Genomic DNA, 16,846 nt, shown 5'->3' with positions numbered 1-16,846 from the left:
TTATTTCCTCCTAAACTTTGACTACAAGTACTTCCTCTTCTTTAGCTACCAAACCTTCTTTCACACGTTCGACTGCGGTATATTGTGGTGTATTGGTAACGATGATCGGTACTTGTGTGACATATCCTGCAGCTTTTATCTGCGGTACATCAAACGTCAGCAATCGCTGCCCTTTTGTAACTTTTTGCTCTGCTTCTACTAAAGCATCAAAATACTGACCATTTAGTTCCACTGTGTCTAAACCGACATGGATCAACAATTCGATTCCGGTGTCTGAAACCAAGCCAATCGCGTGTTTGGTAGGAAAAACAGCAGCGACTTTTCCATCAAAAGGCGCAATGACTTCACCGATGGGTTCATCGACCGCAAATCCTTTTCCGAGTGCTTCAGAAGCAAATGCGTCATCTTTGACTTGATTCAACGGAATCACGATTCCCGGTACAGGATTGATCAAGCCGGTATCTTCTAGTACTACTGCTTTCATCTCCGGAAAATCAATTGTCACTTTTGTTTCATATTTGAAACTTAAGACATAGGTAACGGCCCCACTCACCACAGCTGCAATCACCAATGCGATAATGATGTTCCAAAAATAGCGCATCGTATCATCACCGATATATAGTAAGATTGCTGGGAGACCAGACGAACCGGTCGCAAAGCGATGCGTATTGGTCAAGCCAGCATACAAACCACCAGAAGCCCCACCAATCATTGCCGCAACCAACGGATATTTTTTGGGCAAATTGATGCCATATAAAGCGGGTTCGGTAATCCCCATGTAGGCAGTGATTGCCCCTGATACCGCCAACTGCTTAGTTTTTTTCTCTTTCGTACGCAATGCGACAACTGCTACTGCGGTTGCTTGAGCAATGTTTGAGACCAATGCCCCTGGACCAAAAATACTGTCATACCCAAGTTCTGCCATTTGCATCACCCCTAAAGGAGCAATCCCATTGTGCAATCCAAACATCACCATGATTGGCAAAAAGCCCCCAATCAAAACCGCTGGAACCCAGCTAGCATGGACACTTAAGAAGGTAAAGAAAGTTGCCAAATAACCACCCAAGATACTACCGATCGGTCCAAATAGCGAGAAGGCTAATGTACCCATTATCAAGAATGTTAGCATCGGAACAAAAACCAGCTCCACTGATTTTGGAATCACTTTGTTCAAAAACTTTTCGACATACGATTGGAAAAAAATCACGATCAGGATCGGAATGACTGATCCCGTATAATTTGCTAATGTAAAAGGAATAACCCCAAAAAAGTGAACGGGTTCGCCTGCTGTGACCAAGGCACCCCAATTAGGATGCATCATCATAGCAGCCACTGAAGCCGCTAAAATCGGATTGCATCGCAATTTTTGTGCCACAGTGAAGGCCAGGATCATTGGTAAGAAGAAGAAAACACCATCTGCAAAAAGATTCAGCATGTAATAGGTTTGCGAATCAGCCGTGATCACATCAAAAACGATCAATAAAGCCAAAACTGCCTTAACCATTCCGGCACCGGACAGTGCGGGAATAATTGGTTGAAACGTTCCTGCCACAAAATCGATCACTGCAGCTGCTGGTCCTTTTTTCTCCCCAGGTTCCGACGCCCCTGATGATTGAAGCGAAACCAATTTTGTGACTTCTTCATAGACATCTTTGACATGTGTTCCGATCACGACTTGATGTACCCCTGCGTTATTGATGTATTTGGCAACCCCATCGAGCGCCTCTAGTTCTCCTTGATCTATACGCTTTTCTTCATTGACTTTAAAGCGCAATCGGGTTTGACAGTGATAGGCATCCGTGATATTTTCTTGTCCCCCCAGATACTGGACGATTTTTTTTGCTAATGATTGATAATTTTCACTCATACATTCCACCCCTAAATAAATTTCAAAGAAAATCTATGTTGTATGTGCTTACCGGTATAACATACTGTTCTTTCTGCCAGCAATGTACCATTTATAGAGAGCGTTTCCAATATATTTTCCTAAAGACGAAATGGATTTCATCTTTTCATTAAAAACCGCTCTTTTTTCGAAATCCATTCCATTAAAAGACCAAACATCGCCTTGACGAAGCCACTAGAAACAATGATATAATTTACTAGATGATTGTGTTACTTTTGATTTATCGCGATCATAATAGGCTTTTTCAACGTAATGGACCCACCAACCGAAAAAGAGCGCCCCGATGATCCCGCAACAACGGATCAAACCACTGCTTCTTCCCCCAACCATTGAAGCAATCCTTACTGAATCAACGATTTGGTCTAGTCTGTTATGAACGGCTATTCTGGGTTGGATTTATAAAAAACAGGCGAAGGGAACGAAGAAACATGACAAACGCGAAACAAGCAATACCCCCAAAAACGATTTTCTTTCATGAAGAAGCTTTTCAAAAAACAGATCAAACGATCATTCGCTGGTTAGGAAACTCCGGTATTCTTCTAAACAGCCGTGGTACATGTATCATGGTCGATCCGGTCTTAGAAGGATTTGACCTGCCGTTACTGATCGATCTGCCAATCAAACCGACGGCAGTCCCTCACTTAGATGCGGTATTGATCACCCATTCAGATAATGATCACTACGGCATTCCGACGATTGAAAAATTAGTCCCGATTACCGATAGCTTCCATGGACCCAAATATGTTGCCGAACTTATGCAAGAGCACTTTCAAGTTGCTGCCCAAGGTCACGAAATCTATGATTCATTCACCGTTAAAAATTTGGAGATTTCTTTAACAAAGGCGTATCACCTTTGGCAAAATGAGACGACAAAATTTGACCGTGTCTTCCAAATTGAGGACTATTGCGGCTTTTGGATCGATACTCCGGATGGTTCCTTGTGGATTCCTGGCGATTCTCGTCTTTTACCAGAACAATTAGAGATGCCTCAACCAGATGCGATCTTATTTGACTTTAACGACAACGCTTGGCATATCGGCTTTGAGAACGCCGTGAAACTGGCAAATACCTATCCTCATGCTGAATTGATCCTCTCCCATTGGGGAACAGTGGATGCTCCGCATATCGATGCTTTTAATGGGGACCCTGAAGCTTTGTACGATCGGATCGTCAATCCGAAACGGATTCGTCTAGTTGCTGCCGGTGAGCCGATCGAATTGAAATCAACCACTTCCAACAATTTAGAATAGGGAAAAAGGACCACACCATTTTTGGTGTGGTCCTTTTATTCTTCTGCCATCTCTTTAAACGTCGTTCTTCGACTCGTTTCTAAATAACGAGCGTTGCTGATTTTCATTTGGATATTCTCCTGATAATCGAGGGAAAAAATCTGAGCAAACAAAACCGTCAAAAGGAATTGAATCGATTCTTCTGTGGAAAAATTTCCGATTTTAGAATATAGTTTTTCTCGGCTAGCAATCGTCAAGACGATCGTCGAATAGTCCCGCAAATAGTTGTCCCCACCACTCGTAAGACTGATAATTGGCACACCATTTTTCAGCAATGTTTTCACATTTTTCATAGGATAGGTCTCTGAATTATTGCCAGAATAAGAGATAAGAATGGCACAATCCTGCGGGGTCAGCGTTTGGGAAATCAAGCCCGCTTCGTCCGTATCCGCAACAAAGGCTTTTTTATGAATCGTGTTTAAGTTGCGTTTAAACAGCTGCCCGAAATACGAATTTGGACTACGCCCATAGATGACAACGTTTTGAGCGCCATTGATGAGTCGAGCGGCTTGATTCAGGTCTTTTACCGTCATAAGTGCCGCTGTTTCTTTAATCGTCTGCATGCGCAAGTTCGCCAAGTTTTCAATGATTTCTAATGTGTCTGCCGCCTCACCAAAAGGGATATTCACATCGATCGTTGCTGAGCCATCATCAAAGTGTGCCAGTTCATGCACGAAGGCATACACAAATTCTTTCCAACCGGAAAAGCCAAAATATTTTGCAAAACGGACTAACGTCGGCTTTGAGGTATGGGTCAGTTTTGCGATTTCTTCCATAGTATACTCACTGACTTTTTCCCGATTGCCTAGTAAAAAATCACCGATCGTCCTTCTTGCATCATTTTGTTTAAACGCTGCTTCTTCAATTTTTTGAAAAAGATACATCTGGTTCTCCCTTCTGATTGCTGCTGTTAGTTTTACACGTCCCATTCATTCACGTTTCTTTCTATCTAAAAGCACTGAAAGTGATGAATTGAAGACAGAAAAGCGTGGAGCACGCCAGCGTATGCCTACCCTCGTTCAAAATACAAAAAGAATTTATTTCCCAAAAGGGCGATCATACCAATCAGACATAGCGTGCCCCCTGATAAGATCATCTGCATCCCTGCTGTTTCATTGCCGCTGACTAGTATCAGCAAGCGTGATGCATAGGGTGCGAGCGTGACCCCTAAATTGTAAGCAACGATCGAGACGATCGTGCCAAACTTAGCTTCTGCTTCACCACCAGTCGTCAGCAAGTGGGTGAAAAAAGGCATGATGCTGCGAAAGGCAAAGCCTAATAATAAAGAACAACCCAAGAGTAGCCCCACTGTCTGCAATGGATAAGTCAAATAGATGCTGCTTCCTGCAAGCAATGCCGCAATGGGCAGCAACCAGCGATGTAGGCGACTGTATATCAAGCCAAAGGCATTGCCGGCGATAAATGCTCCCGTCGCAATGGCGGCAATCATGTTACTGCCTTCAGTGGCGTCCCCGATTCCTTTTTCCAATAACAATGGTGTGATCTGTAAATTGTAATTAATAAATAAGACAACGATTAGAAACAAGAGCACACCCAGAACGAATGATCGCTGTTTCCGTTCTTTTGAAACCGTGACGTTCGCCAATAACGTCTCATTAGTCACAGCCTGTGTTTCGTTTGGAATAAACAGCTGGACAAAGAAGAGACTGATCAGGGCAAAGCCATAAACCAAGAAGGACATTTCCCAACTGATTTTCACTAGCTGCCCAACCAGCAAAGTCATAAAGATACCACCTAAACCACCGACGGCACTTTCTAATCCAAGAGCTTTGGCTTTCTTTTGCGGCTCATTTTGAAACAGCAAACTAATCATTTGAATCGCCAAACGATTGAATAAGCCGATCCCGAAGCCAAGAATCCCTCGAGAAAGAAACAAGACGGGAAAGCTCCCCTGATACCATGCCGGCAGCGTGCCAAAAACCGCCACAATGACCAAGCCGGTGACCATCGTGTATTTTTTGCCGATCCTTTTTTCGATCATGCTGGTAGTAAAAATTCCCAGTAAAAGAAACAATGATGGAATCGTGGTCAGTAACCCAATGTAGACCGCATCAACTTCTGGGAAGCTTGCCGCAATCGCTGGGACATTGGCAGAAATCGCCGGTGCCGAATAGACAACCATTGCCACCGACAGCAGTGCCAACAACTTCATAGAAAAAAATTTCATAAATACCCCTTTCCTTAAAAACACCTTTTCTTCCTTGTCTCTGAACCCAATAGTCCAAGATGACAAAGTGATCCTTTCACTACCTTATTATTCGCTAGATTGTCCTCGTTGACCAATGCTTAACGCGCTTGGGCTTTATGCTTGAAAAGCATTGGTCTTCTGTATTTTACTAGGTTTCTATGGCGATTGCTGGAACTCATTTATGTTTGTCTAAAAAAAAGAAACCTTGCAGTATGTTTTCTGCAAGGTTTCCTTCTTTTCATAAATCGACTGTAACTACTCAGAATGCTTTAGTGAATTGATTGCTGTAACTGTTCCATAACGTCTTTCGTAATTGTCTCAACGGTGATACCAAGTTCAGATAAAACGTCCGCTGCCCGGTAATTATCATAAAATTTCTTTTCTAAGCCATAGTTTTTGACGACAATCTCACGATCACCCAGGTAGCTGGCAATCATTTGTCCATAGCCACCCTCTCGTATGCCATCTTCCAACGTGACAACGAGTTTGTGCGATCGTGCCACAGCATCCAACAACTCTTTGTCGACCCCTGAAATAAACTTAGGATTGATCACCGTTGGCGTAATTCCATGTTGCATTTTCAATTGTTCTGCGATCTCTTCCGCTAGCGCATAAAAGTTCCCAACACCGACGATGGCTACCTGCGTGCCAGCTTGAGTCACTTCATTTTTTTGATCACTGTAGTCAGTAGAGACTGTCACTGCCATTTCGTTGACAGGTCCAACCGGTACCCGGATCGCAACTGGTGCGTTGGTTTGTTCCAGCGACCAATCCAACATTGCCAGATATTCTTCTTTAGAGGTTGGCGCAAGATAAATAAGGTTGGGAATATGTGCCAAAAATGGAATATCAAAAATTCCCAAATGGCTCTCGTCATTCATGCCGTGAATCGATGCACCATATACCAGAATCGTTCCAGGCAGATGATTTAAGGCCAAATCATGGGAAATTTGATCAAAACTACGTTGCATAAAGGTAGAAAAAACGGCCCAGACAGGTTTTGCTCCATTTTTTGCTAACCCAGCAACCATCGATACCGCATGTTCTTCTGCAATACCTACATCTACAAATTGTTTGCCTGCTTTTTCTCTTTGTTCCGGAGAAAAAAGCAGCATCGGTGTACCAGCGTTTACTGCCACGACTTTAGGATCTGACGCCATTTTTTCTAATAAATAATCCGTCGTTAAGCTATTGTACGTTACTTGATTGCCGCCAGTAGAAATATATTCGCCGGTTTCTAAATGAAAGGGACCGCCTGCATGAAACTTTTCACGATTTTCTTCCGCAAACTTGAAGCCTTTGCCTTTGATCGTATGAATGTGTAATAAAACAGGATGATCAACATCTTTCACTTTTTCAAATAAAGCAATCAATGCAGCGAGGTCATTTCCTTCATCCAAATAGTGGTACTCAAAACCAATCGCTTTGAACAGATTGTCTGCTGCTTGCCCCTTTGTTTCTCGCAATACTCGCAAATTCTGATACATCCCCCCATGGTTTTCTGCGATCGATTGGTCATTGTCGTTGAGGACCACGATGGTATTGGTGCCTAATTCCACGATATTGTTCAAGCCTTCAAACGCTAACCCGCCTGATAGAGAACCATCACCAATCACGGCAACGACGTTATACGTTTCATTTTTTAGTTCACGGGCTTTCGCCACACCATTTGCCAGCGAAACTGACGTGGAGGTATGTCCGACCGTAAAGAGATCGTGCTCGCTTTCTTTCGGATTCGTGTAACCAGAAACCGCACCATACTGCGCAGCATCAAGAAAGGCATGGGCGCGTCCCGTCAACATTTTATGGATATAGGTCTGATGGGACACATCAAAAATCAGCTTATCTGTGGGGGAATCAAAGACTTTATGCAACGCAATCGTCATCTCAACCATCCCCAGATTGGGGCCATTGTGCCCCCCATGGTGACTGATTTTTTCCAATAAGGCAGTTCGTGCTTCTACTACCAGTTCTTGAAGTTGCCCACTGGTCAATTCTTTTAACGCTTTGGGGCTTTTGATTTTTTCTAATAACATGTACGTACCTCCTGTAGTAATGTTTGAATGATTCGTGTGTTTGCTCACAAGGAAAAAGACACGAAATCGAAATGAGTGGATCGTTCTCTAGAATGAAAAACGTGGCCATAAGAGCTAGACGCTCTTTTTAAAATTCCTGTCAAACCAAGAAATAGCAAGTTATCCTAAAGGGAAATCGTGATTTTTTTGAGTTTCAACAATCGCTGCTCATTTCTTCTATCTAAAAAGATACCACCTAGAGTTCACTTTAGGTCAAGCACTTTTTGTGAATTTATTCTATTTTGATCCTATCTTTACTGCATGCCCGCCATAATGATACAAAAAAAAGATAAGAAGCGCTTGCTTCTTATCTCGGATTTTACTTGTTCAATGGTCATTCTTAAGAAACCTAAATTTTTTCATTGACCACTTATTCTTCTTTCTCTAAGCCAACAAGCACTCGCTGTTTACGGTTCGATTCTTCTGCAATAAAGTTTAAAACTGTTTTCAATTCGCTAGGCGTTGCCTTTTTCTGTAAGATCGAGAAGTTTCGATGATATTTTATCATGATTGTTTCTACTTTTTCTTTCTCAGTCATTGAGCTTCTCCTCCAATTCTTCCTTTGTGTATGTTAATGGCAAAGCGAACGATACATTGTCAACTGCCATCAACGTATGAGAATGGCGATTTTGAAAATCTTTTATAAAAATATTAACGGTCACATTTTCTTTATACAATTCCTTCATTTTAATCAAGTTATATCTTGATTGAAAAAAAGCATTTATAAAATGTTCTTTAGGAACAAAGCGTCCTTCTATTTTTTCACGTTGCTTCGTATAATTCCAAGCAATAAAAGGATCTTGATAGATATAATAGATAAGCACATCATAATTCTTTTTTAAGCATCGCGCAATATTTTGATCAGCTTTTTTAGTGGGTGAAACAAGAATCATTTATTGCGAGAAGTAAGATGGCAAAAATTTCTGTTAATGAACTATACGCAAAAAAACAGACTACATTTGTCATGCAGTCTGCTTTTCCAACTTTTTCTTAATTTAGTGTTTGTCCCACTGTTTTCCGAAAGATTGTTGTTGTGATTCGACATGTCCTCGATGGCCATATACAGGTATTTGATTCAATTGGTTTTCAATTACTTGAAACTCGGTATCTGTAAGCTGTACATCCCAAGCAGCTAGATTTTCCAAAATCCTGCCTCGATTTTTTGATCCAGGAATCGGCACTGCATTCGGGTACTTGTGAAGCATCCACGCCAATGAAATTTGGGCATTTGTCGCCTGCTTTGCTTGAGCGACTTCTGCTAGCATATTTAAAATCGGTTGATTGGCTACGAGGTTTTCTTTAGCCAGCTGAGGGACGAATTTGCGAACATCATCCCCTTCAAAGGATGTATCTGGTGTGACTTTTCCAGATAAAAACCCACTAGCGATTGGTGAAAAAGGAACGACGGCGATCTCGTTCTCAAGACAATAGGGGAAAATCTCTCGCTCACAATCACGCTCAACCATTGAATAGAGATTTTGCACAGCACCAACGGGGGTAATCCCATGTGCTTTAGCAAGTGTCTCCACGGAAACTTGTGAGAGTCCCCATTCTCTGATCATACCTTCTTTGATCAATCGTCCCATCACCTCAGCTATTTCTTCTATAGAAATCTGTTCATTGATTCGATGAAGATAATAGAGATCAATATAATCGGTGCGCAGTTTTTCCATTGAAGCAACCAAATGGTTACGGATGGCTGTGTAAAGAGTTGTGCTTTCATTCACTTCTTTTTCGTCGAGATGATACTTGGTGGCAAGAACAACTTTGTTTCGAAAAGGCGACAGTGCTTTACCCACCAACTCCTCATTATGTCCAGAATAAAACATTTCTTTTCCATAAGCTTCTGCTGTATCAAAAAATGTACAGCCAAATTCGTAAGCTTTGCGAATAGATGCAATACTCTCTTTTTCTTCTGGCACCTTTCCATATCCGTGAGAAAACCCCATACACCCCATTCCGATTGGCGAAACTGCTAAACTTCTGATTTTTCTATTCTTCATATTATAATTCCCTCCTCCATCGATACTTTGTGTGCTCGCTAAGCTAGCTAAACTTTAGCATCTTCGAGTCACTCGAAGTCAAGGAGTTTCTAACAATCATTTTTCTTCCACCTTTTTTCTTTTTGAGGCTCTCAAATAGGAAGCTACTTTTCTCCACAAAATTATCTGTGCTATAATACGCGATATAAAAAGAAAATGATCTACAACAGTTTTTACTAATACGTTCAAACGACTTGCTTGACTTCAGCAAATTATGAAAGGCGTGACCAACATTTACTCTATCAAAGAAGCAGCCACGATCACTGAATTGTCTGAACACACGATTCGCTATTATACCGATATGGGTTTGGTTCCTAGTTTGATCAGGGACAAAAACAACAGACGGGTTTTTAATCAGACTTCCATCAATTGGTTAACTGGTATCAAGAATTTGCGCGAAACAGGCATGTCTTTAGAAGCCATTAAGCATTATATTTCGCTTTGCCTCCTTGGCGATTCGACGATCAAAGAAAGAGCCGACATCATTCAATCGCAAAAAGAAAAAGCGCTCGTTAAACTTACAGAAGCGCAAAAACGAGTCGCTTATTTAGAAAAGAAAAGCAATACCTATCAAGAGCTCATCAACCAGAAAACAGCTTCTAACGATCCATTGAATCCGGCAACTTGGGAGGAGGAAGCAGTATTGCGGAATAGAACTTGAATGAAGATATTTTACCAATGATTTGGATCAATAGACACTTAATTTTTTGATGATTATATTCGTATAGTGCTGAAATAGACTATTCATTACTAAAAAACTGCCATTAAACAGGATTCATTCCCTGCTTAATGGCAGTTTGCTTATTTCCGATACATCTTCAATTCCAAGAACAAATCATTATAGATGCCAAGATACTCAGCACCTAAGTTTTCATAGACTTCGAGGTGTTCCATCAATTCATCGGATGGATAGAACTGTTCGTCTTCGGTGATCTCGTCAGGCAGTAAGGCCATGGCTTCTTGGTTAGGTGTGGAATAGCCGATGTACTCTGCGTTTTGTGCAGCATTCTCGGGTTCCAGCATAAAGTTCAAGAAGGCATAAGCGCCGGCTTCGTTTTGTGAGGTCTTAGGAATGACCATATTATCAAACCACAAGTTGGAGCCTTCCGAAGGGATCACATAATGAATGTGTTCATTTTCGTACATCATGTCGGCTGCTTCCCCAGAAAATGTGACCGCAACCGATGCTTCTTCATTGGCCATGTACATCTTGATTTCATCTGCGACGATGGCTTTGATGTTTGGGGTCATGGTCCGAAGCTTATTGAATGCCTCTTGCAACTGATCATCGTCTTTGCTGTTTAGAGAATAGCCTAAGCTGTCCAAACCTAATCCCATTACTTCACGCGCGCCATCGATCAGCATGATGCTGTTTGCTAATTCGGGTTTCCAAAGATCGTCCCATTGGGTGATCTCACCTTCATCAAAGAATTTATCGTTATAGACGATCCCTAGTGTTCCCCAGAAATAAGGGATCGAATATTGATTGCCCGGATCAAAACTCAGGTCTAAAAAGCGAGGGTCGATATTGTCTAGCCCTTTGATTTTGCTGTGATCCAATGGTTTTAAAAGATTTTGTTCCATCATTTTCTCAATCATGTATTCACTCGGTATGGCGATGTCATAGGACGTACCGCCTTGTTGGATCTTCGTGAACATCGCTTCATTTGAGTCAAAGGTTTCATAATTGACTTTGTAGCCAGTCTCTTCTTCAAACTTACTGATCAAATCAGGGTCGATGTAGTCGCCCCAGTTGTAGATGTTGACGACCTCAGCACCTGCCATACCAGAGGTGCGTTCCAATTCACGGACACCAAAGAGCAAGATCAGGACGATCGCAACAATACCGATAATCAGAGATTGTAGTCGTTTCATCGCAGATTTGCCACCTCCACACGGCGGTTTTTACGTAATTTCTTCGCGCCGTTTTCTTTACTGATAAAGTAATAGCCTACCACCAGAATCATGGAGAATAAGAAGACAAGTGTGCTTAATGCATTGATTTCTAAACTGATTCCTTGACGTGCTCTAGAATAGATCTCTACTGATAAGGTACTAAAGCCATTGCCCGTCACAAAGAATGTCACGGCAAAATCATCAAGTGAATAAGTAAAGGCCATGAAATAGCCGGCGATGATGCCCGGTGTCAAGAAAGGCAAAATGATATTTTTGATGACTTGAAAATTATTCGCGCCTAAATCACGGGCAGCATCGATCATTGAATCGTTCATCTCTTGCAATTTCGGCAAGACCATCAATACCACGATCGGGATACTAAAGGCGATATGCGAAAGCAATACGCTGAAAAAGCCTAAGCTAAACCCACGGAACAAGTTGCCGATCATCGTAAAGAAAATCAAGAAGCTGGCACCAATGATGACATCTGGTGAAACCAGCAAAATATTATTTAAACTCAACAAGGCCGTTCTCGTTCGGCGCTTGCGGGTATAGTAGATGCCCATCGCACCAAATGTGCCAATGATCGTTGCCAGTAATGCTGATAAAAATGCTAGCATAAAGGTGTTCAACACGATGATCATCAAGCGGGTATCTTGAAAGACGGATTGGTAATGTTCAAAAGTGAAACCCGTAAAAGCATTCATGGTGCCTCCTTCATTGAAGGAATAGAAAATCAAATAAAAGATCGGCACGTACAAAAGAATAAAGACGACGATCAGATAAAGATTCGACCAGCGAAATTTTTTCATTTACGTTGCCCTCCTTTTTTCTTTTCTCCCGTAAACAACATCACGAGGAACATGGCGATGATCAAAATGACGCCGATGGTCGAACCCATGCCCCAATTTTGGGTAACGAGAAAGTGCTGCTCGATTGCCGTACCAAGCGTGATCACGCGATTGCCCCCAATCAAACGGGTCAACATGAAGAGGGAGAGCGATGGAATGAAGACGGCTTGGACGCCGCTTTTTACCCCGTTTAACGACAGAGGGAAAATCACTCGTCGAAACGTATCATAGCTGTTTGCCCCTAAATCGCGACTGGCACTGATCAAAGAGGGATTCATTTCTTCTAAGGCATTAAAAATCGGCATGATCATAAAGGGCAGTTCGATATAGACGGCAACCGTCAAAAAGCTAAAGTCGGTAAACAAAATCTGCTTTGGTCCAACACCCATGATTTCTAGAAAATTGTTGACACTACCGTGAATGCCGAAGATGCCAATAAACGCGTAGGCTTTTAACAATAAGTTGACCCACGTTGGTAAGATGATCAACAGCAGCCACAAATCTTTGTGACGCAGCTTAGTTAAGAAATAGGCTGTCGGGTAGCTGATCACTAAGGTAATCAAGGTGATCAAAAAGGCATACCAAACCGAGTTTAAGGTCATGATCAAATATTTGCCAGAACCTAAGTAGCTTTGATAATTGACCAGCGAAAAGTTGCCGTTCATATCAAAAAAGGATTGGTAGATGATCAATAAGACTGGTGCAATAACAAATAGCAATAACCAAAAGACATAGGGTATCGCATAAAAACGACGCATTTTCGTCATTTGCTTTCCCTCCTAATCTTCGTAGCTCTCTAAACGAGCATCAAAATCTTCTTCGGACTCATTGAAACGCATGACGTGGATGTCTTCTGGTTCAAAGGAAAGCCCGATCTTGCTTCCTTCAGTGGCTTTTCTTGTAGAGTGAACCATCCATTCGTTGCCTTGTTCGTCGTAACAAATGATTTCGTAATGCACGCCTCGGAACAATTGCGTGTCTACTTCAACGACCAGCTTGCCTTTTTCCGCCGTCGTCAAATTCAAATCTTCCGGACGGATCACGATCTCAACGGCTTCATTCGGCCGCATCCCGCCATCGACACATTCAAATTGCTTGCCGACAAACTCCACTAAGTTGTCTTCGATCATCGTGCCTGTGACGATGTTGCTTTCACCGACAAAATCCGCCACGAAATGGTTGATTGGTTCATCGTAGATATCCACTGGTGTTCCGCTTTGGACGATCTTCCCTTTGTTCATGACGAAAATCTCATCACTCATGGCCAACGCTTCTTCTTGGTCATGGGTGACAAAAATAAAGGTGATGCCTAGTCGCTGCTGCAATTCCCGCAGCTCGTATTGCATGTCAGTTCGCAATTTCAAGTCCAATGCGGACAATGGTTCATCAAGAAGCAATACTTTGGGTTCATTGACGATCGCTCGTGCGATTGCGACCCGTTGGCGTTGACCTCCTGACATTTCGCTGATTTCACGATTCTCATAACCAGGAAGTTGTACTAACCGTAACGCTTCTAAGACTTTTTTATTCACTTCATCTTTTGGTAATTTTTTGATTCGCAGACCAAATGCCACATTTTCAAAAACGTTCATATGTGGGAATAAGGCATAATCTTGAAAGACAGTATTCACTTGCCGTTGATTGGCAGGAACGTCATTAATTCTTTGTCCATCAAAATAAACGTCGCCTTCTGTTGCGTCCGAAAAACCCGCAATGATGCGTAAAATAGTTGTTTTTCCACAACCTGAAGGACCTAACAATGTATAAAAGCGACCTTCTTCAATATCAAAACTCACTTTTTTCAAAACTGTTTCATCATCATCAAATCGTTTCACCACATTGTTGAATGAAATTATTGTTTTTCCCACACTCTTTCCTCCTGTACTATAAATAAGAATCCGTCACGACTACGAGCACACGGCTTTTTTTGCCGGCGATATTTTTTAATTGATGCGGCTCAGTCGCCTGATAATAGATCGATTGGCCTTTACGAGCCTTGTACTGCGTTTCTCCTAACGACAACGCCACACTGCCCTCTAAGACATAGATAAATGTTTCTGCTAACGATGGTTCAAAGGTCTTGTATTCGCCGGCTTTATCAAAAGTCAGCAAGACTGGCTCCATTTCTTTTTCATTGGAATCGGGAATCAGCCACTTCAATTCATAGCCATTTTCTTCATCATAATAAAGCGTGCTATCTTCTTCGCGATAAACCACTTGATGCTGCGCATTTTCTTCTCGGAAAAATTCCTCTGGTGTCACGCCTAAAACTTCTAAGATCGTAAAAAAAGTTTCCATAGAAGGCGAACTCAAATCACGTTCCAACTGTGAGATATAGCCTTTCGTCAAATCGGTCCGCTCACCTAATTCTTCTTGGGTCAAATTCTTTTGAACGCGCAAATTGCGCAGCTTCTCGCCAATCTCCATGTTCATTCCCCCTTTTATTGACACAACTGCAAGTATAAAAAGTTTGCTATAAGTAAACTTCATGTTTAATTTCACTTTTTCTAGTATACAAATTATTGCAGAAAACACAAGCCTTTTTTCTTCATTTCTTTGAATTCTTTTCTTCCTAATCAAAAAAAGGAGTGATGCTAAATGCTTGTGCTATAAAGGAAACGATTGGCGGTCCCGTCATTTTCGCTTTTCACAGGTTTAAAAGAACATCTTCTATTTTAACGAAGAAAAGGTAGATTTAATAATGATCTGTTTTTACTGATTTTTTGATAAGAAGCCCTGCCTTTTCTTGCTTCACTGGTTAAAAAAATAAAACTTATGGTATTATGAGTACAAACCATCAAAGGAGTGTCTGAAATGACGAATTTCTCTACCTTTCGTGTCATGAATGAACCAAATTTTACTGCTTCACTCACAACTGCAACCCTTGACGAGCTGCCAGCAGGCGATGTGCTTGTCCGTGTTGATTACTCAGATGTTAATTACAAAGATGCTTTGGCAGCAAATGAAAATGGCGGTGTGATTCGCACGTATCCGATGACGCCGGGAATCGATTTAGCAGGGGAAGTCGTGGACAGTCAGTCTGCTGATTTTGCCCCAGGCGATCAAGTTTTAGTGACAGGTTATGGCTTAGGGGTTTCTCACCCAGGCGGTTACAGTCAATTTCAACGGGTCCCAGCCGAGTGGCTCGTGAAACGTTCTGCTGGTTTTTCAGCAAAAGACAGTATGACCTATGGCACGGCTGGGTTCACAGCAGCTTTAGCGGTGCAAGAATTAGAGCAGCTGCACTTAGCAAAAGACGCTGCGATTTTGGTGACAGGTGCGAGCGGTGGCGTTGGCAGTGTCAGCATTGCCTTATTGAAAAAACTGGGCTATACAAATATAGTGGCGCTATCTCGGAAAACCGATGCGCAGTGGTTGTTAGACCTAGGCGCAGCGAAAATCATCCGTCCGGATGAAGTGGTACCCGAAAAGGTCAAACCATTAGCAAAACAATCGTTTGCAGCGGTCATCGATACGGTTGGTGGTCCATTGCTTGCGGCCGTGCTTCCGCAAATCGCTTATGGGGGCGGTGCCTTCTTATGCGGCAATGCTGGTGGGATCAAAATCGAAACGACTGTCTTACCCTTTATTTTGCGTGGGATTCGCGTAATTGGGATCGATTCAGTCAATGTTTCCCATGAAATCCGCACGGCATTATGGGAGAAATTAGCGGGTGAGTGGAATGTGATCGATCAGCTTTACACGAAAGCCATCACTTTGGAAGACTTACCAGAAACGTTGGCAGCTTTATTAGCTGGCACGCACCAAGGACGGACGATCGTTGAGGTGTCACAAGGGAAATGAGAATTTTGATTACGGCTGGCGGTACTTCCGAAAAAATCGATGATGTCCGTGCAATCACGAATCATTCCACGGGTTCACTTGGTCAAGCGATTGCCAATGAATGGCTGCGGTACCCTGAGGTGACCATCGATTACGTTACGACGAAAACTGCCAAGCAACCGCCTACCGATCCACGAGTTACCTGTCATTTCATTGAAGGGACCACGGACTTGTTGGCGCAATTGACCGATTTATTGACGACCCATTCGTATGCTGCCGTGATCCACAGTATGGCAGTTAGTGATTTTACCCCTGCTGCTCATTTTTCAGAAGCAGCCTTTTATGAAGCAATCAACGATGCCCTACCGACTTATGACAACCAGGTCACTCCGGCATTGATGGCACACGTGCTCGCACAATCTGAGGCAACGGCAGGCAAAGTTTCTTCTAATACGGATCATTTGTTTTTAGTGTTGAAGAAAACCCCGAAAGTGATCCAAACCATCAAAGCATTACAGCCGACAACCTTATTAGTCGGATTCAAATTATTAGTAGACGTAGCGGAAGACGAGTTGTTTGCGGTCGCACGAAAAAGTTTGCTGGCTAGCCAAGCGGATTATGTGTTGGCCAACGACTTGACGCAAATTTCAGGAAACCAGCATGTTGGCCACCTTTTGACACAAGAAGGACAAATCGGGACTGGTCGCACAAAAGCTGAGATCGCAACCTTGATCGTTGACACATTACGCAATGACCTGCGTGCTTAGCTAGATGTTTTTTTAGAAAAGGAGAAAG

Annotated in this window: 17 protein-coding genes; 4 read left to right on the top strand and 13 right to left on the bottom strand. The window is 42.4% G+C overall.

Annotation, left to right across the window (positions count from 1 at the left end; genetic code table 11):
* Positions 1 to 10 precede the first annotated feature (10 nt).
* Positions 11 to 1,867: a beta-glucoside-specific PTS transporter subunit IIABC gene (locus tag IGI89_RS08780; RefSeq protein WP_438735543.1), complete on the bottom strand. Its 1,857-nt coding sequence runs from the start codon at positions 1,865 to 1,867 to the stop codon at positions 11 to 13.
* A 213-nt stretch (positions 1,868 to 2,080) separates the two neighbouring features.
* Positions 2,081 to 2,236: a hypothetical protein gene (locus tag IGI89_RS08775; protein ID WP_008380736.1), complete on the bottom strand. Its 156-nt coding sequence runs from the start codon at positions 2,234 to 2,236 to the stop codon at positions 2,081 to 2,083.
* 98 nt (positions 2,237 to 2,334) lie between these two features.
* Here IGI89_RS08775 and IGI89_RS08770 point away from each other — a divergent pair, with 98 nt between their 5' ends.
* Positions 2,335 to 3,156 (top strand): MBL fold metallo-hydrolase, encoded by an 822-nt coding sequence (locus IGI89_RS08770; RefSeq protein WP_016612704.1) that lies wholly within the window; start codon positions 2,335 to 2,337, stop codon positions 3,154 to 3,156.
* A gap of 35 nt (positions 3,157 to 3,191) precedes the next feature.
* Here the strand turns inward: IGI89_RS08770 and IGI89_RS08765 are convergent, their stop codons facing one another.
* The 6 genes from IGI89_RS08765 to IGI89_RS08740 all read right to left on the bottom strand — a co-directional run bounded on the left by IGI89_RS08765 (position 3,192) and on the right by IGI89_RS08740 (position 9,482).
* The gene (locus tag IGI89_RS08765; RefSeq protein WP_008380734.1) at positions 3,192 to 4,079 is read right to left on the bottom strand and encodes a MurR/RpiR family transcriptional regulator; all 888 of its coding nucleotides are present in this window, start codon (positions 4,077 to 4,079) and stop codon (positions 3,192 to 3,194) included.
* Between the two features lie 125 nt (positions 4,080 to 4,204).
* On the bottom strand, positions 4,205 to 5,383 hold the full coding sequence (locus IGI89_RS08760) for an MFS transporter (RefSeq protein ID WP_315037116.1): 1,179 nt from the start codon (positions 5,381 to 5,383) through the stop codon (positions 4,205 to 4,207).
* A 290-nt stretch (positions 5,384 to 5,673) separates the two neighbouring features.
* Positions 5,674 to 7,440 (bottom strand): 1-deoxy-D-xylulose-5-phosphate synthase, encoded by a 1,767-nt coding sequence (locus IGI89_RS08755; RefSeq protein ID WP_438735542.1) that lies wholly within the window; start codon positions 7,438 to 7,440, stop codon positions 5,674 to 5,676.
* A gap of 409 nt (positions 7,441 to 7,849) precedes the next feature.
* Entirely contained in the window at positions 7,850 to 8,017 is a 168-nt protein-coding gene (locus IGI89_RS08750; protein WP_413135230.1) for a hypothetical protein, read from the bottom strand.
* Positions 8,010 to 8,303: a zeta toxin family protein gene (locus IGI89_RS08745; protein WP_231472762.1), complete on the bottom strand. Its 294-nt coding sequence runs from the start codon at positions 8,301 to 8,303 to the stop codon at positions 8,010 to 8,012. The genes IGI89_RS08750 and IGI89_RS08745 overlap by 8 nt, the downstream gene beginning before the upstream one ends.
* A gap of 171 nt (positions 8,304 to 8,474) precedes the next feature.
* A complete protein-coding gene (locus tag IGI89_RS08740; protein ID WP_008380731.1) occupies positions 8,475 to 9,482 on the bottom strand; it encodes an aldo/keto reductase in 1,008 nt (335 codons plus the stop codon).
* Between the two features lie 253 nt (positions 9,483 to 9,735).
* Between IGI89_RS08740 and IGI89_RS08735 the strand changes: the two genes are divergently transcribed.
* Positions 9,736 to 10,182, top strand: a complete 447-nt coding sequence (locus IGI89_RS08735) for a MerR family transcriptional regulator (RefSeq protein WP_016612709.1) — start codon at positions 9,736 to 9,738, stop codon at positions 10,180 to 10,182.
* Positions 10,183 to 10,322: 140 nt separating this feature from the next.
* On the opposite strand, the gene IGI89_RS08730 is transcribed toward IGI89_RS08735, so the two are convergent.
* The 5 genes from IGI89_RS08730 to IGI89_RS08710 are packed head-to-tail and all read right to left on the bottom strand — an operon-like array spanning position 10,323 to position 14,695.
* Positions 10,323 to 11,396, bottom strand: coding sequence for an ABC transporter substrate-binding protein (locus tag IGI89_RS08730; protein WP_005234158.1), 1,074 nt, complete (start codon positions 11,394 to 11,396; stop codon positions 10,323 to 10,325).
* Positions 11,393 to 12,229, bottom strand: a complete 837-nt coding sequence (locus tag IGI89_RS08725) for an ABC transporter permease (RefSeq protein WP_005228535.1) — start codon at positions 12,227 to 12,229, stop codon at positions 11,393 to 11,395. Before IGI89_RS08725 ends, IGI89_RS08730 begins: the two co-directional genes overlap by 4 nt.
* A complete protein-coding gene (locus tag IGI89_RS08720; RefSeq protein WP_005234157.1) occupies positions 12,226 to 13,035 on the bottom strand; it encodes an ABC transporter permease in 810 nt (269 codons plus the stop codon). The genes IGI89_RS08725 and IGI89_RS08720 overlap by 4 nt, the downstream gene beginning before the upstream one ends.
* A 12-nt stretch (positions 13,036 to 13,047) precedes the next feature.
* Positions 13,048 to 14,136 (bottom strand): ABC transporter ATP-binding protein, encoded by a 1,089-nt coding sequence (locus IGI89_RS08715; RefSeq protein ID WP_005228533.1) that lies wholly within the window; start codon positions 14,134 to 14,136, stop codon positions 13,048 to 13,050.
* A gap of 16 nt (positions 14,137 to 14,152) precedes the next feature.
* Positions 14,153 to 14,695, bottom strand: coding sequence for a helix-turn-helix domain-containing protein (locus IGI89_RS08710; RefSeq protein ID WP_008380724.1), 543 nt, complete (start codon positions 14,693 to 14,695; stop codon positions 14,153 to 14,155).
* A 387-nt stretch (positions 14,696 to 15,082) separates the two neighbouring features.
* On the opposite strand from IGI89_RS08710, the gene IGI89_RS08705 reads away from it, so the two are divergent.
* On the top strand, positions 15,083 to 16,072 hold the full coding sequence (locus tag IGI89_RS08705; protein WP_438735541.1) for an acrylyl-CoA reductase family protein: 990 nt from the start codon (positions 15,083 to 15,085) through the stop codon (positions 16,070 to 16,072).
* Positions 16,069 to 16,818 carry a phosphopantothenate--cysteine ligase gene (gene coaB, locus IGI89_RS08700; protein ID WP_429960196.1) on the top strand — a complete coding sequence of 250 codons (750 nt, stop codon included), beginning with the start codon at positions 16,069 to 16,071 and terminating at the stop codon, positions 16,816 to 16,818. The genes IGI89_RS08705 and coaB overlap by 4 nt, the downstream gene beginning before the upstream one ends.
* Positions 16,819 to 16,846 lie beyond the last annotated feature (28 nt).

The sequence above is a fragment of the Enterococcus sp. AZ141 genome (assembly GCF_051714385.1).
GTDB lineage: Bacteria > Bacillota > Bacilli > Lactobacillales > Enterococcaceae > Enterococcus_D > Enterococcus_D entomosocium.
Note: the sequence above shows the minus strand (reverse complement) of the source record. Positions and strands in the feature narration are given on the sequence as shown.

Excerpts from the sequence above, each read along its gene's own strand:
- IGI89_RS08750 (WP_413135230.1), bottom strand. The coding sequence starts at position 8,017 with ATGACTGAGAAAGAAAAAGTAGAAACAATCATGATAAAATATCATCGA.
- IGI89_RS08735 (WP_016612709.1), top strand. The coding sequence starts at position 9,736 with ATGAAAGGCGTGACCAACATTTACTCTATCAAAGAAGCAGCCACGATC.
- IGI89_RS08725 (WP_005228535.1), bottom strand. The coding sequence starts at position 12,229 with ATGAAAAAATTTCGCTGGTCGAATCTTTATCTGATCGTCGTCTTTATT.
- IGI89_RS08740 (WP_008380731.1), bottom strand. The coding sequence starts at position 9,482 with ATGAAGAATAGAAAAATCAGAAGTTTAGCAGTTTCGCCAATCGGAATG.
- IGI89_RS08760 (WP_315037116.1), bottom strand. The coding sequence starts at position 5,383 with ATGAAATTTTTTTCTATGAAGTTGTTGGCACTGCTGTCGGTGGCAATG.
- IGI89_RS08770 (WP_016612704.1), top strand. The coding sequence starts at position 2,335 with ATGACAAACGCGAAACAAGCAATACCCCCAAAAACGATTTTCTTTCAT.
- IGI89_RS08705 (WP_438735541.1), top strand. The coding sequence starts at position 15,083 with ATGACGAATTTCTCTACCTTTCGTGTCATGAATGAACCAAATTTTACT.
- IGI89_RS08780 (WP_438735543.1), bottom strand. The coding sequence starts at position 1,867 with ATGAGTGAAAATTATCAATCATTAGCAAAAAAAATCGTCCAGTATCTG.
- IGI89_RS08720 (WP_005234157.1), bottom strand. The coding sequence starts at position 13,035 with ATGACGAAAATGCGTCGTTTTTATGCGATACCCTATGTCTTTTGGTTA.
- IGI89_RS08755 (WP_438735542.1), bottom strand. The coding sequence starts at position 7,440 with ATGTTATTAGAAAAAATCAAAAGCCCCAAAGCGTTAAAAGAATTGACC.
- coaB (WP_429960196.1), top strand. The coding sequence starts at position 16,069 with ATGAGAATTTTGATTACGGCTGGCGGTACTTCCGAAAAAATCGATGAT.
- IGI89_RS08730 (WP_005234158.1), bottom strand. The coding sequence starts at position 11,396 with ATGAAACGACTACAATCTCTGATTATCGGTATTGTTGCGATCGTCCTG.
- IGI89_RS08775 (WP_008380736.1), bottom strand. The coding sequence starts at position 2,236 with ATGGTTGGGGGAAGAAGCAGTGGTTTGATCCGTTGTTGCGGGATCATC.
- IGI89_RS08765 (WP_008380734.1), bottom strand. The coding sequence starts at position 4,079 with ATGTATCTTTTTCAAAAAATTGAAGAAGCAGCGTTTAAACAAAATGAT.
- IGI89_RS08710 (WP_008380724.1), bottom strand. The coding sequence starts at position 14,695 with ATGGAGATTGGCGAGAAGCTGCGCAATTTGCGCGTTCAAAAGAATTTG.